The sequence below is a fragment of the Aquirufa sp. genome (genome assembly GCF_044239315.1).
Taxonomy (GTDB): domain Bacteria; phylum Bacteroidota; class Bacteroidia; order Cytophagales; family Spirosomataceae; genus Aquirufa.
In genome coordinates, this window is sequence record NZ_JBIIBQ010000008.1 from 76,322 (window position 1) to 97,511 (window position 21,190).

General features: G+C 42.0%; 16 protein-coding genes. 3 read left to right on the top strand and 13 right to left on the bottom strand.

What is annotated here, in order from left to right; genetic code table 11:
* Window positions 1-10: 10 nt before the first annotated feature.
* Complete coding sequence (locus tag ACILP5_RS04540; RefSeq protein WP_395617470.1) at window positions 11-1,954, top strand: ComEC/Rec2 family competence protein; 1,944 nt, start codon at window positions 11-13, stop codon at window positions 1,952-1,954.
* A gap of 34 nt (window positions 1,955-1,988) precedes the next feature.
* Here the strand turns inward: ACILP5_RS04540 and typA are convergent, their stop codons facing one another.
* The 5 genes from typA to cysS form a co-directional block, all read right to left on the bottom strand.
* Window positions 1,989-3,797 carry a translational GTPase TypA gene (gene typA, locus ACILP5_RS04545; protein WP_395617471.1) on the bottom strand — a complete coding sequence of 603 codons (1,809 nt, stop codon included), beginning with the start codon at window positions 3,795-3,797 and terminating at the stop codon, window positions 1,989-1,991.
* A gap of 95 nt (window positions 3,798-3,892) precedes the next feature.
* Window positions 3,893-5,845: a 1-deoxy-D-xylulose-5-phosphate synthase gene (gene dxs, locus ACILP5_RS04550; RefSeq protein WP_395617472.1), complete on the bottom strand. Its 1,953-nt coding sequence runs from the start codon at window positions 5,843-5,845 to the stop codon at window positions 3,893-3,895.
* Window positions 5,846-5,903: 58 nt separating this feature from the next.
* Window positions 5,904-6,758 carry a rhomboid family intramembrane serine protease gene (locus ACILP5_RS04555; RefSeq protein ID WP_395617473.1) on the bottom strand — a complete coding sequence of 285 codons (855 nt, stop codon included), beginning with the start codon at window positions 6,756-6,758 and terminating at the stop codon, window positions 5,904-5,906.
* A gap of 1 nt (window position 6,759) precedes the next feature.
* Window positions 6,760-7,500 carry a rhomboid family intramembrane serine protease gene (locus ACILP5_RS04560; RefSeq protein ID WP_395617474.1) on the bottom strand — a complete coding sequence of 247 codons (741 nt, stop codon included), beginning with the start codon at window positions 7,498-7,500 and terminating at the stop codon, window positions 6,760-6,762.
* 3 nt (window positions 7,501-7,503) lie between these two features.
* Window positions 7,504-8,994 carry a cysteine--tRNA ligase gene (gene cysS / locus ACILP5_RS04565; RefSeq protein WP_395617475.1) on the bottom strand — a complete coding sequence of 497 codons (1,491 nt, stop codon included), beginning with the start codon at window positions 8,992-8,994 and terminating at the stop codon, window positions 7,504-7,506.
* A 128-nt stretch (window positions 8,995-9,122) separates the two neighbouring features.
* On the opposite strand from cysS, the gene ACILP5_RS04570 reads away from it, so the two are divergent.
* Both ACILP5_RS04570 and ACILP5_RS04575 read left to right on the top strand, forming a co-directional pair.
* Complete coding sequence (locus ACILP5_RS04570; RefSeq protein ID WP_395617476.1) at window positions 9,123-10,298, top strand: hypothetical protein; 1,176 nt, start codon at window positions 9,123-9,125, stop codon at window positions 10,296-10,298.
* Between the two features lie 10 nt (window positions 10,299-10,308).
* Window positions 10,309-11,217 carry a PfkB family carbohydrate kinase gene (locus ACILP5_RS04575; RefSeq protein WP_395617477.1) on the top strand — a complete coding sequence of 303 codons (909 nt, stop codon included), beginning with the start codon at window positions 10,309-10,311 and terminating at the stop codon, window positions 11,215-11,217.
* A 3-nt stretch (window positions 11,218-11,220) separates the two neighbouring features.
* Here ACILP5_RS04575 and ACILP5_RS04580 read toward each other — a convergent pair whose 3' ends face one another.
* The 8 genes from ACILP5_RS04580 to ACILP5_RS04615 form a co-directional block, all read right to left on the bottom strand.
* Window positions 11,221-12,486, bottom strand: coding sequence for a M16 family metallopeptidase (locus tag ACILP5_RS04580; RefSeq protein ID WP_395617478.1), 1,266 nt, complete (start codon window positions 12,484-12,486; stop codon window positions 11,221-11,223).
* Window position 12,487: 1 nt separating this feature from the next.
* Window positions 12,488-13,642, bottom strand: a complete 1,155-nt coding sequence (porV, locus tag ACILP5_RS04585; protein ID WP_395617479.1) for a type IX secretion system outer membrane channel protein PorV — start codon at window positions 13,640-13,642, stop codon at window positions 12,488-12,490.
* Between the two features lie 3 nt (window positions 13,643-13,645).
* Complete coding sequence (gene porU, locus ACILP5_RS04590) at window positions 13,646-16,798, bottom strand: type IX secretion system sortase PorU (protein WP_395617480.1); 3,153 nt, start codon at window positions 16,796-16,798, stop codon at window positions 13,646-13,648.
* Window positions 16,767-17,414, bottom strand: coding sequence for a SprT-like domain-containing protein (locus ACILP5_RS04595; protein WP_395617481.1), 648 nt, complete (start codon window positions 17,412-17,414; stop codon window positions 16,767-16,769). The genes porU and ACILP5_RS04595 overlap by 32 nt, the downstream gene beginning before the upstream one ends.
* A gap of 33 nt (window positions 17,415-17,447) precedes the next feature.
* Window positions 17,448-17,588: a hypothetical protein gene (locus ACILP5_RS04600; protein ID WP_377978441.1), complete on the bottom strand. Its 141-nt coding sequence runs from the start codon at window positions 17,586-17,588 to the stop codon at window positions 17,448-17,450.
* 227 nt (window positions 17,589-17,815) lie between these two features.
* Window positions 17,816-18,310 carry a GtrA family protein gene (locus ACILP5_RS04605; RefSeq protein WP_395617482.1) on the bottom strand — a complete coding sequence of 165 codons (495 nt, stop codon included), beginning with the start codon at window positions 18,308-18,310 and terminating at the stop codon, window positions 17,816-17,818.
* Window positions 18,311-18,319: 9 nt separating this feature from the next.
* A complete protein-coding gene (locus ACILP5_RS04610) occupies window positions 18,320-19,717 on the bottom strand; it encodes an NADH-quinone oxidoreductase subunit N (protein ID WP_395617483.1) in 1,398 nt (465 codons plus the stop codon).
* A 19-nt stretch (window positions 19,718-19,736) separates the two neighbouring features.
* Complete coding sequence (locus tag ACILP5_RS04615) at window positions 19,737-21,182, bottom strand: NuoM family protein (RefSeq protein WP_395617484.1); 1,446 nt, start codon at window positions 21,180-21,182, stop codon at window positions 19,737-19,739.
* Between the last annotated feature and the right edge of the window lie 8 nt (window positions 21,183-21,190).

Sequence of the window (21,190 nt, forward strand, 5' to 3'; positions counted from 1 at the left end):
CGCCTAATCGATGATCTCTTATTTTTCGCGTTTCCCTTTCGTCCGAATTCTGTTGTTTTGGATGGTAGGAATCTTGCTTTCAGGATTCACTTATTGGCCTTTTCTCGGTTTTTTAGGATTTCTACTATCCGGTAGAGTTTTTAAAAGTGTTGGAATATCCTGCTTGCTTGTTTTTTTTGCGATGGCTTGGACTGACTATACGAAACCTGTTTTGCCTGCACTTCCTTCTGATGGTTTTGTGTTTCGAGTAGAAGGGCTTGTAGAAGCGAAACCCAAAACTTGGTCCGTTTTAGCTAGAAGCATAGCTCTGAGGGATTCCTCCAGTAACTGGTCTTCTTCGGCTGGTTTATTTCGGTTATATCTTGCTAAGCAATTGCCTAAACCGAGCGCCGGAGATGTCTATGTTGTAAGGCAGGCAGTTAAGCCGTTCCCGAAACCTCTTTTCCCCTTTGAGAAAGATTGGGGAGATTATTTTGCTCAAAAGGGGATTGGTGGATCTGCCTTTGTTTCGTTTGATCGAATTCGACTCATACAAAAAGGAACAGTTGAGTCCACTTTTTTCCAAAAAGCTCAGTCTCATTTTGTTCGTCTACTAGAACGGGCATTTGAACCTGGTCGGGATCGGGATGTGGCCGAGGCGATGTTGCTCGGTGTGAAGACGAAGATTGATTTCGAGACCTTATCGACTTATTCCGCTCTAGGGGCAATCCATATATTATCTGTTTCAGGGCTTCATGTGGGATTGCTTTATCTGGGCTTGAGTTTTTTATTAGGCTTTTTGCTGAAATTAAGGCCGGTTGGACCCTATGTATTTTTCGGATTAATGATGGCTTTGCTTTGGTGCTATGCCGGGATTAGTGGGTTCTCTTTGCCTGTGCTACGCTCTGCGTGGATGTTTTCGGTGATATTATTTGCTAAAACTTTTCTTAAACGGCAAGAAAGTCTGAATACCCTCGCTTTTAGTGCGTTTATTTTGTTGATTATTCAGCCGGAGTCCTTGTTTCAAGCAGGTTTTCAGTTGTCTTATTTAGCGGTTTGGGGATTAATTGTTTTTCAGCAGCGTTGGGCAAAGCTCTTGACATTTCGAGGCTGGTTTAAGTGGCCTTTAACGCAAATTTGGGAGTTGACTTGTGTCGCTCTAGCTGCACAGGTTTTTACCTGGCCATTAATTGTCTATTACTTTCATCAATTACCGCATCCGCTTTCCTTTTTTCTCTTGAATCCGTTTTTGATTTTATTTTCCTCTATCGCCTTATTTTTGGGTTTTTTACTGCTGGTGATAGGTACTTTTTTGCCCGATTGGGCTTTTCAGCCTTTGGGCTATCTTTTGAATACCAGCTTTAAATTATTGCATGGTTTGATGTTCAGCTGGGTGGAGCGAGTCACATCGGTTATGCCGTTTTTGCAAATCTCACTTCTTGAAATAGCGGTTTATTTTCTAGCTATTGCCGTACTTGTTTTGGCTCCTCGCGGCTGGAAGAGTTGCGCGCTTTTGGGGCTGCTGTTTTGGCAAACACCTGAATCAAAACCGCAGGCATACCTTAGTACGTATAAAGGGGAGGCGGTTTGGGCAGAAAATGTGGGAGAAATTGCGTTAGCCTCTTTGCCAGCTGTTGCGGAACCCGCCTGGATTCAATCGCACCTAAGTCCTATGTGGGCGAACGAAGGTGTGAAAGATACGCTGACGCGACGGTGGCCTGAAAAGGGGAATCTTCATTGGAAATACCGAAAGCAAACCTATGCCTATGTCCGTGAACCCACCGAGTCCAAAGGACAACAGCATTTGATTCTAGGGAGCGAGCTAAAGTTCAGGGATGCCCACTGGTTGAAAAGCTGGAGCGGCGCGACCTGGTACTTCTTGAAAAAGCCTTCGCCCTATTGGCTAGGAGTATTGAAGCCTTATTTGCCTGAGGAATATTATTTTCTGGAGGAGAGACCTGCTGTTAGGCTATAAAAAAAGGCTGCCGGTGAGGGCAGCCTTTGAAATATTAGCTTGGCTTCTTTTCGTTACGCTTACGCTCATTCGGGTCTAACCAAATTTTACGCATACGTAATGACTTAGGAGTAATTTCTAAGTATTCATCCTTTTGGATAAACTCCATACACTCTTCTAATGAGAAGTTTAATTTAGGAGCAATTTTGGTATTCGAATCCGTACCTGACGCACGCATATTCGTTAATTGCTTTGAAGCTTGAAGGTTCACTTCGATATCGTTTTGGCGATTATGCTCACCTACAACCATCCCTGTGTATACTTCTTCACCTGGATCGATGAAGAACACCCCTCTATCTTGTAATTTATCAATCGCGTAAGGAATCGCAGGACCTGTATTCATCGAGATCAATGATCCGTTGATACGGCCTGGAATAGGACCTTTGAATGGTTCGTAAGCGATGAAACGGTGGGCCATGATTGCCTCACCAAATGTCGCCGTCAATACTTTAGAACGTAAACCAATCAAACCACGAGATGGAATGTTGAATTCTAAGTGTTGCAAGTCACCTTTTGGTTCCATAATCAACAACTCACCTTTACCTTGAGTGGCTAATTCGATTACCTTTCCAGCTACTTCTGCAGGAACGTCTACTACCAATGATTCAACTGGTTCTAAACGCTCGCCGTTCTCACCTTCTTTGAAAATAACCTGAGGTTGACCTACTTGTAATTCATAACCCTCACGACGCATCGTTTCAATTAGAACTGACAAGTGAAGAATACCACGACCAAATACCAAGAATTTATCTTCGCTTTCAGTCGTCATAACCTTCAAGGCTAAGTTCTTCTCCGTCTCTTTGAACAGGCGATCACGGATGTGACGAGACGTTACTAATTTACCTTCCTTACCGAAGAAAGGAGAGTTATTAATCGTGAATAACATGTTCATGGTAGGCTCATCGATCGCGATACGAGCTAAAGCCTCTGGATTTTCTGCATCAGCAACCGTATCACCGATTTCGAAATCTTCAATACCTGTGATCGCACAAATCTCACCACACTCTACTTTATCTACTTTCACTTTTCCTAGACCTTCGAAAACCTGAAGTTCTTTGATACGCATCTTTTTCGTCGATCCATCCGCTTTGCAAAGTGAAATTTGCATGCCTTCTGTCAAAGTTCCACGCTCTAAACGACCGATCGCGATACGACCTACGAATGAAGAGTAGTCTAATGACGTAATCTGCATTTGTGGAGTACCCTCTTGTACTTTAGAAGCTGGGATATGCTCGATAATCGCGTCCAATAAGGGGATAATATTATCTGTAGGTTGTTTCCAATCTGTGCTCATCCATCCTTGCTTCGATGAACCGTAGATACATGGGAAGTCTAATTGATCTTCTGTTGCTTCTAAGTTAAACATCAAGTCAAATACACTTTCGTGTACCTCGTCTGGACGGCAGTTTTCTTTATCTACTTTGTTCACAATAACGATAGGCTTGAGGCCTAAAGCGATTGCTTTTGATAATACGAAACGTGTTTGAGGCATCGGGCCTTCAAAAGCATCCACTAATAAAATAACACCATCCGCCATACGTAGAACACGTTCTACCTCACCGCCAAAGTCGGCGTGACCAGGTGTATCGATAATGTTGATTTTCACTCCATTGTAACGAACAGATACGTTCTTAGACGTAATTGTAATCCCTCTTTCTCTCTCTAGGTCGTTATTGTCAAGGATCAAATCTCCAAATTCTTGATTTTCTCTAAAAATCTTGGAGGCATGAATGATTTTGTCAACTAGGGTCGTTTTACCGTGGTCAACGTGGGCAATAATGGCAATGTTGCGAATGCTTTGCATAAAAATGTATTCGTTGAATGAAACGAAATTCCTTAATTTGGGAAATTCAAGGTGCAAAGGTAGGGATTATTTCTTTGAAAAGTGCTATTAACACTTTAAGAAACAAGTGCTTTCGGATTATTTTTCGCAGGAACTGGAGTAGTGTTCGCTTGGATTTTTGCTAAAATGCCGTTTGCATCGATTCCGCAAAGGGCATAGAGTTCTTTTTGCTCTCCATGCTCTACGATTTCGTCTGCAATTCCTAGTCGAATTATTTTAGCGGTATAGCTGTGGTCGACCATAAATTCAGCGATAGCAGAACCAAAGCCTCCTTGAATCGCCGCATCTTCCACGGTAATTATCGTCTTGAACTGCTTGAAAATGCGGTGCAATAATTCCTCATCGAGCGGTTTTACGAAACGCATATCGAATAAGGCTGGTTTCAAACCTAACTCACGTGCTTTTTCACAAGCGGCGATGGCTTCGTTTCCAATATGACCAATCGATAAGATGGCAATTTCTTCACCTTCCATCAGTTGAACACCCTTGCCGATTTCAATTTCTTCTAAGGTAGTTCTCCAAGCGGGCATCACACCCTCTCCACGTGGGTAGCGGATGGTAATGGCTTTTTCATGCGACTTGAAAGAATCTAACGAAGCAGTGTACATGATGTTACGCAATTCTTCCTCGTTGCGAGGAGCGGCTACGATCATGTTAGGCACACAACGCATGAAGGCTAAATCCAACAATCCGTGGTGGGTAGGGCCGTCAGCTCCCGCTAAACCAGCGCGGTCTAAGCAGAAAATAACGGGTAATTTTTGCAAGCAGACATCGTGTACGACTTGGTCGTAACCGCGTTGCATGAAAGAAGAGTAGATATTACAGAATACGGTTAAGCCCTGTGTCGCTAATCCCGCAGAGAAAGTCACCGCATGTTGTTCCGCGATTCCCACGTCAAAAGCGCGATCAGGCATTGCCCGCATCATAATATTCAAAGAAGAACCGGAAGGCATCGCCGGGGTAATTCCCATGATTTTCGGATTCTTCTCGGCTAATTCTAATAAAGTATGGCCAAAAACCTCCTGGTATTTAGGCGGTTGTGGGTCATCATAAGTCTTTTTATGAATTTCACCCGTAAGTTTATCGAACTTACCGGGCGCATGCCACAAGGTTTGATCCTTCTCGGCTAGTGAATAACCTTTCCCCTTGGTCGTTATGCAATGCAAGATCTTAGGGCCAGGGATATCTTTTAAATCGTTTAAGACTGTCGTTAAATTATCGATATCGTGGCCATCGATAGGGCCAAAATAGCGCAGATTCAATGACTCGAACAGATTACTTTGATTCAGTAATGTCGCTTTCAATCCATTCTCAATCTTCGAAACGATCTCTTGAGCCGTCTTTCCGAATTTGGACATCTTGCCTAACAGATTCCAAACGTCATCTTTCACCTTGTTATAGGTGTGAGACGTCGTGATATCTGTCAAATATTCTTTTAATGCACCCACATTCGGGTCTATCGCCATGCAGTTATCGTTCAAGATAATCAACATGTTGTTCGGGATGTCGCCCGCGTGGTTCATGGCTTCGAATGCCATTCCCGCGGTCATAGATCCATCGCCTATAACTGCGATATGTTGCCTGTGTGTTTCTTTTTTGTAACCAGAAGCTACAGCCATCCCTAACGCTGCAGAAATAGAAGTAGAGGAGTGACCTACGCCGAAGGTATCGTATGTGCTTTCGGAGCGTTTCGGGAAACCCGAGATTCCACCCATTAAGCGATTCGTATGGAAATTGTCGCGGCGACCTGTTAAGATTTTGTGACCATAAGCCTGGTGGCCTACGTCCCACACGAGTTGATCGTCTGGCGTATTGAAAACGTAATGAAGGGCAACCGTTAATTCTGTAACCCCTAAAGAAGCGCCAAAATGGCCTCCATTCACAGAAACGTTGTCAATGATAAATTGACGCAATTCTTGACAAACTTGGGGTAAGTCTGACTTCGGCAACTTACGCAAATCCTCCGGAGTGGATATTTTGCTAAGTAATGGACCGGCTTCAAATTGCATAGACGCTTTTAATGAGTGTGAAAGATTAACCTTACAAAGGTAAAAATGTTTTTAAGCCTTAGTCATTTTTTTGACTCGCTTTGAATAATCTTTTTTGTTCGTAGTCAGATAAACTATCGTAACCCGATTGAGATATTTTATCCAAAATAGCATTCAGTTCATCCTCGGGTACTGTTTCGGGCTCTTTTCGTGGTTGGAATTGCTGGTTAACCACTTGAGCAAATTCTTTGATTTTTATTTCAAAGATGGCTTGTGGTTTGGAGGCGGCTAAAAAGTTTTTGGCAAATATGAAACCAAGAGTGGCTCCCCCTAAATGCGCAATATTTCCGCCCGCGTTCGAACCTGTCGTTTCGATAAAAGACCACAAAACGTAAAAGGCTGCTATATATTTAATGCGTACAGGCCCTAATAACAGCAAATGTACTTGGTAGTTAGGTCGAATGGTCGCAGCGGCTACTACCACCGCAAATACGCCGGCAGAGGCTCCATTGAGAAAATTAGGACCTTTGGCAATGAAAAAACTCACCGTGTTCATCGCTAAAAGAAAGGCCACTGCACCCGCTAATCCGCCATAAAAAAAGAGCTGGACAAGTCGTTTATTTCCTATAAAATCCTGTATAATGATTCCAAACCAATACAGGAACATCATATTGAAAATGAGGTGAAATACCTCAATGTGCAAGAAAAAATAGGTGATTAAACTCCAGGGTCTTTGGATAAGTAAATCTAGTGCAGATGGCAGTGAAACTTGGGTGAAAAACGCATCAAATAATTCAGATTTACCTGCTATCAATAAACCGACACGAGCGATCATTAAAGTCACGAAAATGGCTCCGTTGGCTATAATAATCTTCATCAAGCCCTGTCCGGGCTGTTGAATAATGTTTTTTATGTCGGTCCAAATGCTTCTCATCTTAATAGAAGCTGTCGCGCTTTTGTCTCCAAATCAACAATAAAATCACCGCAAAAAGCATACCCCCTAGGTGTGCAAAATGGGCTACATTATCACCCTCCGCAGCAGCTTTCCCCGCATATAGCTCGTAAAAGGCAAAACCCATCACTAAGTATTTCGCTTTCACTGGAATGGGAATAGGGAAGACGAACATTTCTGAGTTAGGAAATAAATAGCCATAAGCCATTAAGATCCCAAAAACACTCCCAGAGGCTCCCACAACTGGATTTTGAGTCGTATATTCTTTATAATGGTCAATCGCTCCTATAGCATTCAGGCGGCCTTCATTAATTGTAGTGCTCCCGTCAAAACGATTGAAATAGTCCATCAAGAAATCAGAATTAGGATTGGAAAGGGCTAATTCAAGCGCCTTTCGGATGCTCGCGTAATCATGGAAATACTGAATGGCTTCGTGTAATAAACCTGCGCCCACTCCACAGAAGAGGTAGAAAAACAAAAAACGTTGACCTCCCCAAATTCGCTCGAGTATAGATCCAAACATGTAAAGCCCAAACATATTCATCAACAAATGCATAAAATTCGCATGCACGAACATATAGCTAATCAGTTGGAAGTATTGAAACTTGTTGGATTGGAAAAAATACAAGGCGAACAAATCATCCGGAATAAAGGATGATCCTAAGAAGATGGCGACATTCGCGAAAATCAAATTTCGTACGGTAGGTGTAATATCTCTTAGCATAATTTATTCTTCGTATCCCCAATCAATGGAGTTTTTCATGTCTTTAATTAATAATCCGGCAGATTTGAACGCCCCGCGGATTTCATCAACTTTATCGTATTGTCTACTTTCCTTGAAACCCTTATAGAGCTGAAGAAGTTCATCGGTCAAGCCATTCATCTGCTCGGGAACCTCTTCTTTGATCCCCAGCACGTCTTCTAAAATGCTAATATAAGAACGCTGTAAATTCGAAAATGTTTCAGCGGAAAGCGACTCAAACGGCAGAGAACCCGTATAAATTGAATTAATTTTCTTTAACAAGGTAAATAAGTGTGCAATCGCCACAGCCGTGTTCAAGTCGTCGTTCATGCCGTCGTAGCAGCCTTGAATCGCGTCGTTGATTTCTTTTTCTTGTACGGCATCTGAGTTCGCGGAAATTCCAGCAGGATACTCGAGCTTTTTGATGATGCGCAAGCCGTTAGCGATCTTTTTGTAGCCTTTTTGGGCCGCTTTTAAGGCATCATTTGAAAAGTCCAACGTACTGCGGTATTGCGACTGCAACATAAAGAAACGCACGGTCATCGGGCTGTAAGCCTGTTCTAAAAGCGCGTGACTACCAGCAAATAATTCGGATGGCAAGAAGGAGTTTCCGAGGGATTTACTCATTTTTTGGCCATTTACCGTTAACATATTCGTGTGCATCCAGTAGCGTACAGGAGCTCGATCATAGGCTCCTTTTGCTTGGGCAATCTCACATTCGTGGTGTGGGAATTTCAAGTCCATTCCGCCACCGTGAATATCAAACGTATCTCCTAAGTATTTGTGGCTCATACAAGTACACTCTAGGTGCCAACCTGGGAAACCCTCTCCCCAGGGTGATGGCCAGCGCATAATATGCTCGGGTGCCGCTTTTTTCCAAAGCGCAAAATCCAATGGATTTCGTTTTTCGCCCACACCATCTAAGTCGCGTGTTTCGGTTAATAAATCATCTAAAACGCGGCCAGACAAATGACCGTAGTTGCCGCCGTTTTTATTGTAAATTTCTATGTCAAAATATACCGAACCATTCGATTCATACGCTAATCCTTTTTCAATTAAGGATTTTGTTGTCTCGATTTGTTCCACGATATGTCCCGTCGCCGTAGGCTCGATGCTAGGAGGCAAGACATTGAATTTTTCTAATACTTGGTGGAAATCTTGGGTAAAGCGATGCACGATCTCCATCGGCTCTAACTTTTCCAGTTTGGCCATCTTCCCAATCTTATCCTCTCCCTCATCGCCATCGCCTACCAGGTGGCCTACATCCGTAATGTTTCGAACATAACGCACCTTATAACCGATATGCAATAAATAGCGGTTTAAGATGTCAAATGAGGTAAAAGTGCGCAGATTGCCTAAGTGAACGTAATTATATACCGTGGGTCCGCAGACATAAAGTCCGACGTGATTTTCGTGTATCGGGGTGAAAAGTTCTTTTTCACGACTCAGGGTATTGTATATTTTTAAGGGCTGCATGTAAAGCGGATCTTTTCTGATCGAAAGGGGATAATAAGGAATTAAAATTAATTGGATTCTTTTAATTCACCAAACCCAAACGCAATTCATTACCTTTGTATGTTTTTTAGCATACAAACGTTATTCGCATGTTTTTACGAGAAGTAGGAGACGACACTCGCTTAAAGAAGATTTTTCTAACCTTTCCGGTTCAGCTGTACGCTACTGATCCAAATTGGATTCGTCCGCTAGATAACGATATCTCTTCGGTGTTTGACCCACGGAAGAATCCCCATTTTAAACAAGGAGAAGCTATTCGTTGGATCCTTTTCGACGAATCGGATCAGCCCATTGGTCGCGTAGCCGCTTTTTATGAGCGGAACACGAAGGAGGGCGAGGTTCCCGTAGGTGGAATGGGTTTCTTTGAGTGCATAGAAGAGGAGAAAGCAGCATTTATGTTGTTTGATGCCTGTAAAAATTGGCTTTCAGAGCGAGGAATGGAGGGGATGGATGGTCCCATTAATTTTGGTGAGCGCGACAGTTTCTGGGGTTTGATGGTCAAAGGTTGGGAGTTTGAGCCCACCTATAAAATGCCTTGGACGAAAGCTTATTATATCTCCTACTTTGAGAACTACGGTTTCCAAGATTATTTCCAACAATACGTGTTCGTTTCGCCTATCGCTGGCGCTAACGTGACGCAAGGAATCGAAGAAAAGGCGCAACGCATTTTTGATAACCCAGATTATGTTTTTCAGCACATCGAAAAAAGTAATCTACCTAAATACGCAGAAGACTTCCGCTACATTTTTAACGCGGCTTGGGCGAAATTCCCAGGGGTGAAGGAGATGAGCTCGGAATCTGCCCAAAAACTCGTAAAAACCATGAAGCCCATCATCGATGAGCAATTATTGTGGTTTGCTTACACAACAGATGGAACACCAGTGGCTTTCTTTATTGTTATCCCCGATTTGAACCAAATTGTGAAACACCTAAACGGGAAACTGAACTGGTGGGGGATGATTAAGTTCCTGTTATTAAAATTAAAAGGAACCTTGACGCGTACGTGTGGGGTGATTTTTGGAGTAACTCCAGATCACCAAGGCAAAGGGGTCGAATCCGCTATCGCCCTTCGATTCCGCGAAGTCGCGCGTACGAATCCCTTCTATCCTTACTCAACTATGGACATGAACTGGGTGGGTGACTTTAATCCAAAAATGCTTCGCTTTGTCTCCCAACTAGGAGCCACTAACGATAAAACTTTTATTACATACCGCAAATTTTTCAATCCAAACCAACCCTTTAGTCGTTGTCCTAAAGTAGGTTAATATCTTTATTATGAGCTTATTATCAATCGGAACCGTTGCGTTCGACGCCCTTGAAACTCCTTATGGAAAAACCGATAAAATCATCGGTGGATCTTGTACCTACATCGCTTTATCAGCGGCCTTCTTTTTGCCAAAAGTAAATGTTGTCGCTGTAGTTGGTGATGATTTTCCTCAAGAATACATGGACACCTTGACGTCTCGCGGCATCAATTTGGATGGATTACAAATCAAGAAAGGCGAGAAATCCTTCTTCTGGGCAGGTAAGTACCATAACAACATGAATTCACGTGACACTTTAGTGACGGAATTGAACGTGTTAGTGGATTTCAAGCCAGCTATTCCAGCGGCTTACCAAGATTGTGAATATTTAATGCTGGGTAACTTGACGCCTCAGGTTCAAATTGAGGCGATTCAGGGCCTCAATAAGCGCCCGAAATTAGTCGTAATGGACACCATGAACTTCTGGATGGATGTGGCGATGGATGATTTGAAGCGCGTGTTGACGATGGTGGATGTGCTTTGCATCAATGATGAGGAGGCACGTCAATTATCCGAGCAATATTCGTTAAGAACGGCAGCTAAAATGATTATGGCGATGGGGCCTAAGACCTTGATCATCAAAAAAGGAGAGCACGGTGCCTTGTTATTCCAAGCAGATCGTATGTTCTATTGCCCAGCGCTTCCATTAGAAGAAGTTTTCGATCCGACGGGTGCGGGTGATACGTTCGTAGGCGGATTCATTGGTTACCTAGCGAAGACGGATGATATTTCGTTTGAAAACATGCGTCGCGCAATCGTTCACGGATCTGCGATGGCCTCTTTCTGTGTGGAGAAATTCGGAACTGAGCGATTATTTGAAATTACGGAAGCTGATTTAGCGAGCCGTGTGAATGAATTTAGAGAGTTAGCTTCGTTCTAATTCTTATCCTACGACTACCTCGTGCATTAAATCCAGGTTCAGGTATTTAGCAGCCATGTTTCTAATATCCTGGGCCTGGATATTTTGTATGCTGTCTTGGAATTGGTCATAGAAATCAGGTGCTAATCCATCCAATTGAATCACGCGCACTTTTTCCGCAATATCAAAAGCCTGTGTTAGCTCACCGGTAAAGCTTCCCATGAGATAGCTTTTGACGATATCTAGTTCCTCTGAAGGAATCAAATCGTTTTGAAGGATAATGATTTCTTTTTTAATTTCTGCCAAAGTGGCTTCGACATTCTCCCCATTCACATCTGTTCCCACCACCCAATACCCACCCCGTGGATAAGGTACTAAACTGGAGGAGATACCATAGGTAAAACCTTTATCTTCTCTAATATTTTTCTGCAACCTCGATCCAAAGTATCCGCCTAATACCGTATTCATGAAACTGCATTGAAAATAATCTGGATGTGTTCTAGAAATAGCCGGTAGCCCGAATCGAATGGAGCTCTGTACGGATCCTTCTTTTTCTTCTCTTATTTTAATGGGTTTGGAAGTAGCATTTAGGGGATGGACCTGGAGCTCTGTTCCACTGAATGAAACTTGACCAATGGTCTGATCTAAGTAGGCAATCTGCTCTTCGGAGATCTTTCCGGAAAGGAAGATGACTGGTTTTTGTGAAGACCAAGTCAGCTGGTATTGATTGATCAGCGTTTGTTGATCTAAATTGTCAAAATCCTTAGCCACCGTAAAACGGCCATAGGGATCGTCTTGAAATACTTGAGCGCGAAATTTTTGGCTAGCGGCATAGGAGGTTTTCTCCCAATTTAATTTCGTTTTTTGGCGTTCGATTTCGATCTCTTTTTCTACCTCCTCCGACGGGAAAGTCGCATCTTGTAGTATTTCTCGAACAAGCGGAATCAAAGAATGAAAGTGCTTGGTTAATCCGTAAACGGTGAAAGTGCCATGGTCTAAACTGGCTTGTATATCCCAGAACGCCCCATAAAAATCAAAAGCCTGGTGAATTTCTTGTGCAGAACGAGACAATGTTCCGCGTTTCATCAATGAGGCTGTCATGCCGGCTAATCCAGCCAAAGGGCTATGAATAGCACCAGCCTTGGTAGTTAATTCAAATTTAAAAACTTCCTGCTCTCCCGCGGAAATGACCCATACTTCGATGCCATTGGCTAAGGTATATTGGGCTGGTTTGGGGAATAAAACTTTCTCTACCGGATAGGCAGCAGGGGCAATTCTACGGTCTAACATATTATCTCACGGACTGATTAATGCCCGCTATGAGGGTTAATCGTAAGGTATTGGCTAGAGGACTACCTTGACCACTTGGAACCAGGTAAGCAAAATCTAATCCGTATTTTTGATCCATCTTAAAGCCAAGGCCAAAAGTAAAATACTTTCGATTTCCCTTCATTTCGCTCTCGTGAAAATAGCCTGTTCTTAAAGCAAAAGAATTGTTGAACAAATATTCTGCACCTACAGAGGTGGTCACCTCTTTAATCTCCTCACTTATTCCATCTGGAGCATCAAATAAGGATCCGAATATTCCCCCAATCGCTGAAACGGTAGCGGGGTCTGTCCCCACAATTTGCCCATTTTCAAAGGCTGGTGGAGTTGGAACCATTAACTTATTGAAGTCTACCGTGAAGGTAAGCTTATTTAATTCGTCTATTTCATGGGTTGCGGCCATACCCATTCGTAAATTAGTGGGAATAAAGTTCTTCTCAGATCCCCCATAGGTCACTTTACCCGAGATGTTCGAAAGTGTTAATGCATAACTATAGTTCCAAGGGTTGGAGGTTTTGTTCGCATAAAACAAAGAGATATCTGCTGCAACTGTTTGAGCGGGCTTTAAGGCACTGCTTACACCGCCAGAACCTTGGTAATTTCCTAATAGATTTGAATTGATATACTTTAAATTCATTCCAAGGGATAGCGCTGAAGATAATCTTCTTGCATGCGAAATTCCCATAGCAAATTCATTTGAATTGAAATTACCAGCACTTGTTCCGTTATCTAAGGTCGCTTGGAACATTCCTTGATCGAAGTAATTTAAAAAAAAACCAAATACTAAATTTTTCTTACTAACCGTATATCCAGAGATGTTATACAGTGCCATGTCATTCACTAAGTTGCGTAACCAAGGTGTATAAGAGAGTGAGAAACCCATCTTTTTTTCTGTTGTCGCAAGTTTAGCCGTGTTCCAATGGATTGCATTAGCATCCACTGATAAAGCTGCTCCGCCATCTCCCATGGCAGCTGAACGAGCATCAGGCGCGACATTTAGGAACATTAGGGTAGGTGTAGGAATACGTCCTGCATTGATTTGGCCAGAAACGAGGGTTGTTTGTGCTTGAGCGGAAATTCCAATCGCAATAAGAATTAGAAAGGTAAGTAATTGTTTCATGGGCTATTTAATATTTCCTATTCGTCCTGTAAAAAATGCGAATGGGGCTCCTGTATCGTATTTTATTTCTAATTGGTAGTAATTAATATAATCTAATTGGTTTTTCTCCGAAGGACTCCAATCAATAGAGAAAGTTTGGTTAGCGGAATCACTTCCTGGAACTATCCCAGTTCTCTCTAAAATTTGTTTCCCTAAGATACTATAAATTTTTAGTTTGTAGACGTAGCTCGTCCATCGTTTATCTTGTAAAAATGAAAATGTACTTCGCTCGCTCATCGGGTTAGGGTAGATGCTGAGCGCTCCACTCTCTTTCTTAGTGGCAGATACTGTGAATTCAAACGATAAATTTCCCTGGTTCGTATGTACGTCAAAACAATTTACTGAAATTTTATATTTCCCGGGGGCAAGTGACTCAAAAGGGAAAGTGATGGAGCCTTGCTTGCTTGAATTTAAGGCCGGTACAAAAAGCTGGGACAAGGGAAAAATTAAGGTATCATTGATAGAAAAATAAGCTTTTTCTCCTTTAGTTCCTGTAAAACGAAGTGAGCTGGCATCTTTTATGTTTACCTGTAAGATAGGATTAGGCGAGGTTGCGGTGAGGTCTTCCTCATTCAGTAAGGTAGCTTCTAAAATAGGACCATTGGATTCTTTGGTTTCCTTACTTGGTTTTACGAAACTTTTCATTCCACCACCATAGGTAGTTCCATCGTTTGAACTAGCACGCCATTTCAATCGAGAGGCAGGAAGATTCGCTAGAGTAAATTTACCATTTTGAACGGTTGCAAGACTTTTCCCCTCTAACTCACCCGCAATAACATAGTTGAATTTATCTGTTTTTGTACCTAAAGTCTGCTTTTTTTGATCTTCTCCAAAATAATAGACTTGAATTTCACCCGTTATGCTGGGAGACGTTTGCCCTTGAATAACTCCGTTGGCTAAGGTATCAATGCGGATACTGAGTGCCTGTTGGCTCCAAGGTAGGACGGAAGAAGGGTCACCTAATAGCGTAATATTTCTGTTAATTACGCCAGATTGACTCTCATTTTTCGCGTCTCGATACAAATCCCCTAATCTGTAATCTTTATTATTTAGATGTTTAGTTAAATTTCTATAAAATGCTTGACCAAATAGATAATTACTGCTCTGAAATACGGGTCGAGTCGTGGAAATAAGCCCGATGGCTCCCCCTTGGTTAGACAATAGGCTGACCTCTGCACCTGAAAGCTGATTGGGATCATCAAATCGTCCAAATTGACAAGTTGCAGTTAATAATAAGGGTAGATTTCGGCTATTTTTCAATGATTGTAACTCATTATTCGTGATCACTTTTTCATCCGTCCAGGCAGATTCTGAACCATGGCCTAAGAAATGGATAAAATCTGCTTCGTTATTAAATAAGTCGAGACTGGCTTTTTTCCCGGCCATTGAAGTGTAAACACCATTTGATGTTTCTTGAGGAAATTGATCCAGATAGGTTTTTTGTACCTGAAAGGCCTCAGGAATATAGGCTGCAAAATCTTCTGCATCTTGAACATGTAGATTCGAATCTCCATCATCTGCCAGCCAGGCGAAACGGTAAGGATGAGATAAGTTTTGCCTTTCGTAGCTGATAATTTTATTTACAAGCATATTGGCTTCTTCAAAGGATCTCACTGGAATTCGGCCTATTCCTACGGATAAAAGCTCATTTTTAGCCTCATTTCCCTCTAACCATTCGCCTTGATCTAACCCTAATAGGCCAAAGTAATCATCTGACACATAAGTCTGTAGCGGCTGGAAAGATTCCCTACTTTCATAACTAGGTACATAATTTACACGCTCAGTAGCTGTTGCCACCTTATTTATTCCTTTGTAATCGACAGAAGCATCTCCCATCAATAGTACGTAGCGCGGTTTTTTAAGGCGAATAAAATCTCTTATGGCTGTTACATCCACTTTGCCTGCTGAGAATTCGTTATAAATTTCTTGGGTGGAGTAAGCTTTAGCTTTTATTCCGTTCGAACTTCGGTAACGAGCGAATAGTGTAGCGACGGGTAAAATGGATGGGCTAGATAGGACAAGCAGATCAGCTGATTCATCTGCTCTGATATTTTGATTATCAAGGAGAGTAAGCGTCTTGGGATCTGCAGCCTTGGCTGGGTCAAAAATTAATAATTCTGATCCTGGGGGTACTTTATTAAGCAGTAAGCTTGTCAATTTTTTCCAGCTATTACCATTTGTTTTCAACCAAATCTGATGGCTTGCTTGTTTATTTAGAATGCTAATAGCAAACGTGGAGTCAGTTTTGTTTGGCAGATAATAGTGTGGGTTTTCATTCAACGCATTTAGCTTTCTAGGGTATTCTAAATCGATGAAATCGATATAACCAGAGCCTGTGGTGTTAGCATAGGCTAAATTCCAGCTCCAACTTTGGTCCTTAATCACTGGATTTACAGAGGCAGAAAATGTCTGCAAAAAGGCTTTTTGGTCATAACGACCTCCGGTAATGGCTGGAAATGTCATAGCAGAAACCGAGTTGCCAGGAATAGAAAAGGTGAAACTTCCGGGTGCTACAGAGGAGGAGGCTAATCTACCAGTGAGCAAACTGGGAATTCCTGTTTTATAGTCTGATAAGGGATATTGAATGCTTCGATTTACATTACCAAAAAATCCGTCTCCTAACCATTCTCTCCCAGATTGCAATAGGTTATAGGTTTCTGGTTCGTAATGAAATCGACTTAAGGCATAATCTATGGCTGGACCTGAAACAGACGAATTGGAGCTCGTGGTTAGTTCTGAGATAAGCTTGGGTGCAGGGTCGTCTAAACGGATAAAGTAAAACGTAGTATCGCTGTAGTGGTGAGTAAATTTCTCTGCCCAAAAAACAACATTTTCTCCTTGTTTCACGAAAGGGATGGGCTGTAAATCTGTCGGTCGTGGAGCTGCATTTGCCTGGGGTAATTCACCTATTTCGTGTCCATATACTCCTATTTGCGAGGCCTTTAGATTGAATTTAGCAAGCCATGATGGGGTAATTTGGTAGATGCCTGACTGAGTAATACCCACTTTGATCCAACGGCCACTTGATAAGATGGAATTTTGGGCATGGCAGATGAAGACCGCAAGTAAAAGGGGCAGGAGTAATTTAAGAAATCTCAATTGGTAAAACGTACGCATTCTTAGCCACTAAGTAATTTCGACCTGAATTTAATTCTTTGCAAATGTAACGTGTTCGGCGAAGTTTCCCTTTGATGAAGCGAAGGTTTTTTAAGGCGAATGTTGCGCCCTCTACTAATTCGACTAAGGGAGTTCCTGCAGGAGGTTCTGCATCGAAACTTTTGAGTATGTCAACAAGGGGTTGGTAGCCATTCGAGGAGGCTGCAGGGTTTTTTAAATAGGCTCTCAGGATGTTGACAAGTTCCCCTGGTAACAAATCTTCGTCTAGAATGGGCTCGAAGAGATTATAAAATTCCGTCTTCCATTCTTGACCATGGGGAAGAACTTTGTTTTTGTGTGCTAAATAAGTAGTTAAGTGGGCAACTTCGTGAATGTAGGTGACTAGAAAAGCATAAGGATTCAGGTTGTGATTAACCGTCACTTGATGTCCTTTTGTTGGGCTGAATCGATAATCACCCAGCTTCGAATCACGGGACTTACTGACAATAAAGTCAAAAGAATAATCATGCCAAAGTTGAAAGCAGTATTCCGCTACTTTGGGTGGGAAGTGATCAAAAAAGGAATCAATCTTTTTATTCTTCATCCGGTAATTAGACATAAAAAAAGTCCTTCGCATGCGAAGGACTTTTTTCTGATCGTTGTGCTAAAATTATTTAGCAGCAGCAGTGTCAGCAGCAGCAGTGTCAGCAGCAGCAGAATCAGCTGGAGCAGCAGCAGCAGCAGAATCAACAGCAACAGTGTCAGCAGAAGCTTCTGCTTTCTTCTCACCACAAGATGCTAAAGTTACCATTGCAGCAACGAAAGCTAGAGCGAATACTTTTTTCATTTCTTATTTTGTTTAAGGTTTGAGTCACAAATCTACGGCATTATTTTATAAGTACAAATAAATGCAAATAAATTTTTAAGATTTTTTTAAGGAATGGCTATAATTTTCAGAAAATGTGCCGTATTGGCCCGTATTCGGCTTAGGAATTCTTAAGAATTACCCTCTTAAATTTGGGCTAAATTAGATTAGTCCTATTTTATCAGATCCTTAAGGCGATCGTAGAATCCACTTGACTTGAAGGTAAAAGTCTTATGCAAGATATAATTCGATATGAAGCTATAGCACATCCCATGAATAGTCACCGCAATCTGTGTTATGTTTAACTTTTTGACAGAATAGGGAATAGTAAAAAAGAAATCGGGGTAACGGGCGTGTATGAAGTCGTATGGAATAGAACTGAATATCCAGGTGATCCCTCCAGAAAAACTAGACACGAGTAGAAATTTCAGCATTTCTCGTCTAGTTTGTTGGCTTTGACGCGCATTGAATGCAAAAAGCTTGGTAAGGAAAAAACCAAAAACTAAGGCGATAAAATAGGCTGGCAGAATGGAGTCTTCATAGGATACTTGGAACCAATCTTTGATTAATCCACCGGCTAATAATTGAACACATGCTCCTAGTCCAGCTACAATAAAGTAAGCGAATAAGTCTTTTTGATTGAAGAGGGCTGGTTTCTTTTGGCTCAAATGACTGGATTAAAAGAGATTTTTAACGATACTGGGATATACGCCTAATAGCAAAGTACCTAGGGTACAAGCCCACATCGCGAATTTCACTAAACCTGGTAATTCAATGCGTTCGATGTCTCCTTCTTTGAAGTAGATCGCAATGATTCCTTTGAAATAGTAGTAAACTCCGACCGCTGACATCACGATGGCTAAGATCACTGGATAGTAGACATGGCGATTAAAGATATCAGAGAAAACGAAGAATTTACCCCAAAAACCTGCTGTCAACGGAATACCCGCTAAGGACAACATGGCGATGGTGAAACAGAAGGCTAAGCCTGGATTTTGCTTCGCTAAACCTTCGAATGAACTGATGTTCTCGGGTTTCTCGGTGCGCCCTGTTTGGTACTCAGCTACTAACATCACCACACCGAAAGCTACAATAGTCGCTAGGGTATAGGATAAAGAATAGTACAAAATGGTCGATGGAGTAGTCACTTGGTTTGCGCTTACCGTTAACAACATATAACCCGCATGTGAAATACTCGAATAGGCTAACATACGCTTTAATGACTGTTGGTAAACTGCGGTGATGTTACCCACCAGAAGCGTTAACATGCTGATGTAGTAGATCGGGTATACCCACGTTCCATACATGGATCCGAATGGGCCATTTAATAATTGATATAAAGCTGCGAAACTAGCTGCCTTCACCACAGTCGACATGAACATGGTAAAGATCGTAGGAGCTCCTTCATATACGTCTGGTGTCCAGAAGTGGAAAGGGGCTGCTGAGATTTTGAATAAGAAACCCACTAAGATTAATAAAACACCAATCGAAAGGAAGATAGGCGTAGATTCTGGTGGAGTATTCGCAATCATCTGGGCGATGTTTGCTAGGTAGAATGAACGAGTCGCTCCGTAGACTAACGTGATTCCAAATAACAAGATTCCCGTTGCGAAAGACCCCATTAAGAAGTATTTCAAGGCGGCTTCGTTCGAACGCAAATTACGTTTATCTGATCCCGTTAACACATACATCGCGACAGATAGGATCTCTAATCCGACGAAGAACATGATTAAGTGGTCAAATGAAACCATTAAAATGGCCCCCACAACGGAGAACAATAGGATCGCGTAGTATTCTGCTGGATGTGTATGCTCTTCATCAATGCCAAAGCCTTTGGAAAAACTAACTACCATAAAGGCCGCTAACTGAATGATTAAGCTAAAACTAATGGACATGTTCGTAGTATGGAACATGTTTCCATACCACAATATTTCATGGTTCCAATCCATCGCCGTTAAGGCCATGCTGCCCACTAAAAATAGGAGTGTCGCTGCTTGGATGGATTTTCTGGAAAGCCAAAAGCCCAAGAATAAATTTAAAATACCTAGAAGTGATAATGCAATGATAGCCGTCATAATGCTTTTAAATACTATTTTATTTGAACCATTGGATTAATTGCTGAACCGCTGGCTCACTAAAACCTAAAACTGTCGATGGGAAAATTCCACCTAAAATAACTAATGCGCTCAAAGGAATTAATACCGCTTTCTCAGCACCCGTTAAGTCTGCAAAGTCAGAGGTGATACGAGATACATTCCCAAACATTGATTTTTGAATCAAACGCAACGTATAAACGGCACCTAAGATGATGGTGATACCGGCGATGATTCCGAGTGTTACGTTTTGGTCAAATACACTCTTTAATAATAAGAACTCTCCGATGAAACCGTTCGTTAATGGTAAAGCAACAGATCCTAAACTTAAAATCACAAATGTCACTGTTAGTGGATAAGAGAACTGGGTGATGCCTCCTAATTGTGCAATTTCTCTCGATTTCGTTCTGCGCTCGATAATTTCGATCACGAAGAACAAGCCGACGATGTTGATACCGTGAGATAACATTTGATATAATGCACCCTGAATACCTTCGATGCTACCGGTTAAAATACCCGCTGACATCAAGCCTACGTGGGCGAAAGAAGAATACGCTAACAAGCGCTTCGCATCTTTTTGTTGAATCGCGATTATGGATCCGTAGATTACACCAATTACTGATAGGATCGAGGCTGTCAATCCCCATGTCGCTACAGCTACGGGGAACATGGGTAGCACTAAACGAATTACTCCGTATGTACCCATCTTTAACATGATACCTGATAACAACATTGTTCCTTGTGCAGGGGCTACAGTATAGGTATCTGGTTGCCACGTATGGAAAGGGAAAACCGGCATCTTAATGGCGAAGGCCAAGAAGAAGGCGGCGAATAAGTAGCCTTGCTGATCTGCGCTAAGTCCTTTGGCAGTTTGGTACAAGACATCCATGTCCGCTGAGTGGAACTCTCCTGGCGTTTGTAAGTAAACAAATACTAAAGCAATTAAGAAGAATAAAGACCCAAATAAAGTGTAAACGAAGAACTTAAACGTGATCGCGTTCTTGTTTTCACCGCCATAAATGGCTGCTAAGAAGTAAATCGGCAATAAGGACGCTTCGAAAAAGAAGTAGAACAAGAAAGCATCTTTCGCTAGGAAAGCACCCATTAAGGCTGTTTGCATGGCTAGCATTAAGCCTTGGAATTGTGAATTATTGGCACGATCCGTGTTAGCGGTAGTCGCTACAATGAACGGAACTAATAACGCGCAAAGGCCTATTAGCACTCCGCTGATTCCGTCTACATATAAAGAGAAGGATAAGCCTGCTTCAGCTACCCAAGGGGCAGAGAAAGAAACGGGGCTCAAACTTGCTTCTTGTAATACAAAAGCGGTTGCAGCTAATTCAATGAGGGAAGCCGCTAGAGAAATGGCGAACGCATTTTTTGGCTTGAAGATCAATAAAGCTGATCCAATCAAAAGCGGGAATAAAAGTATAAATAGTAGATACATAGCTATGT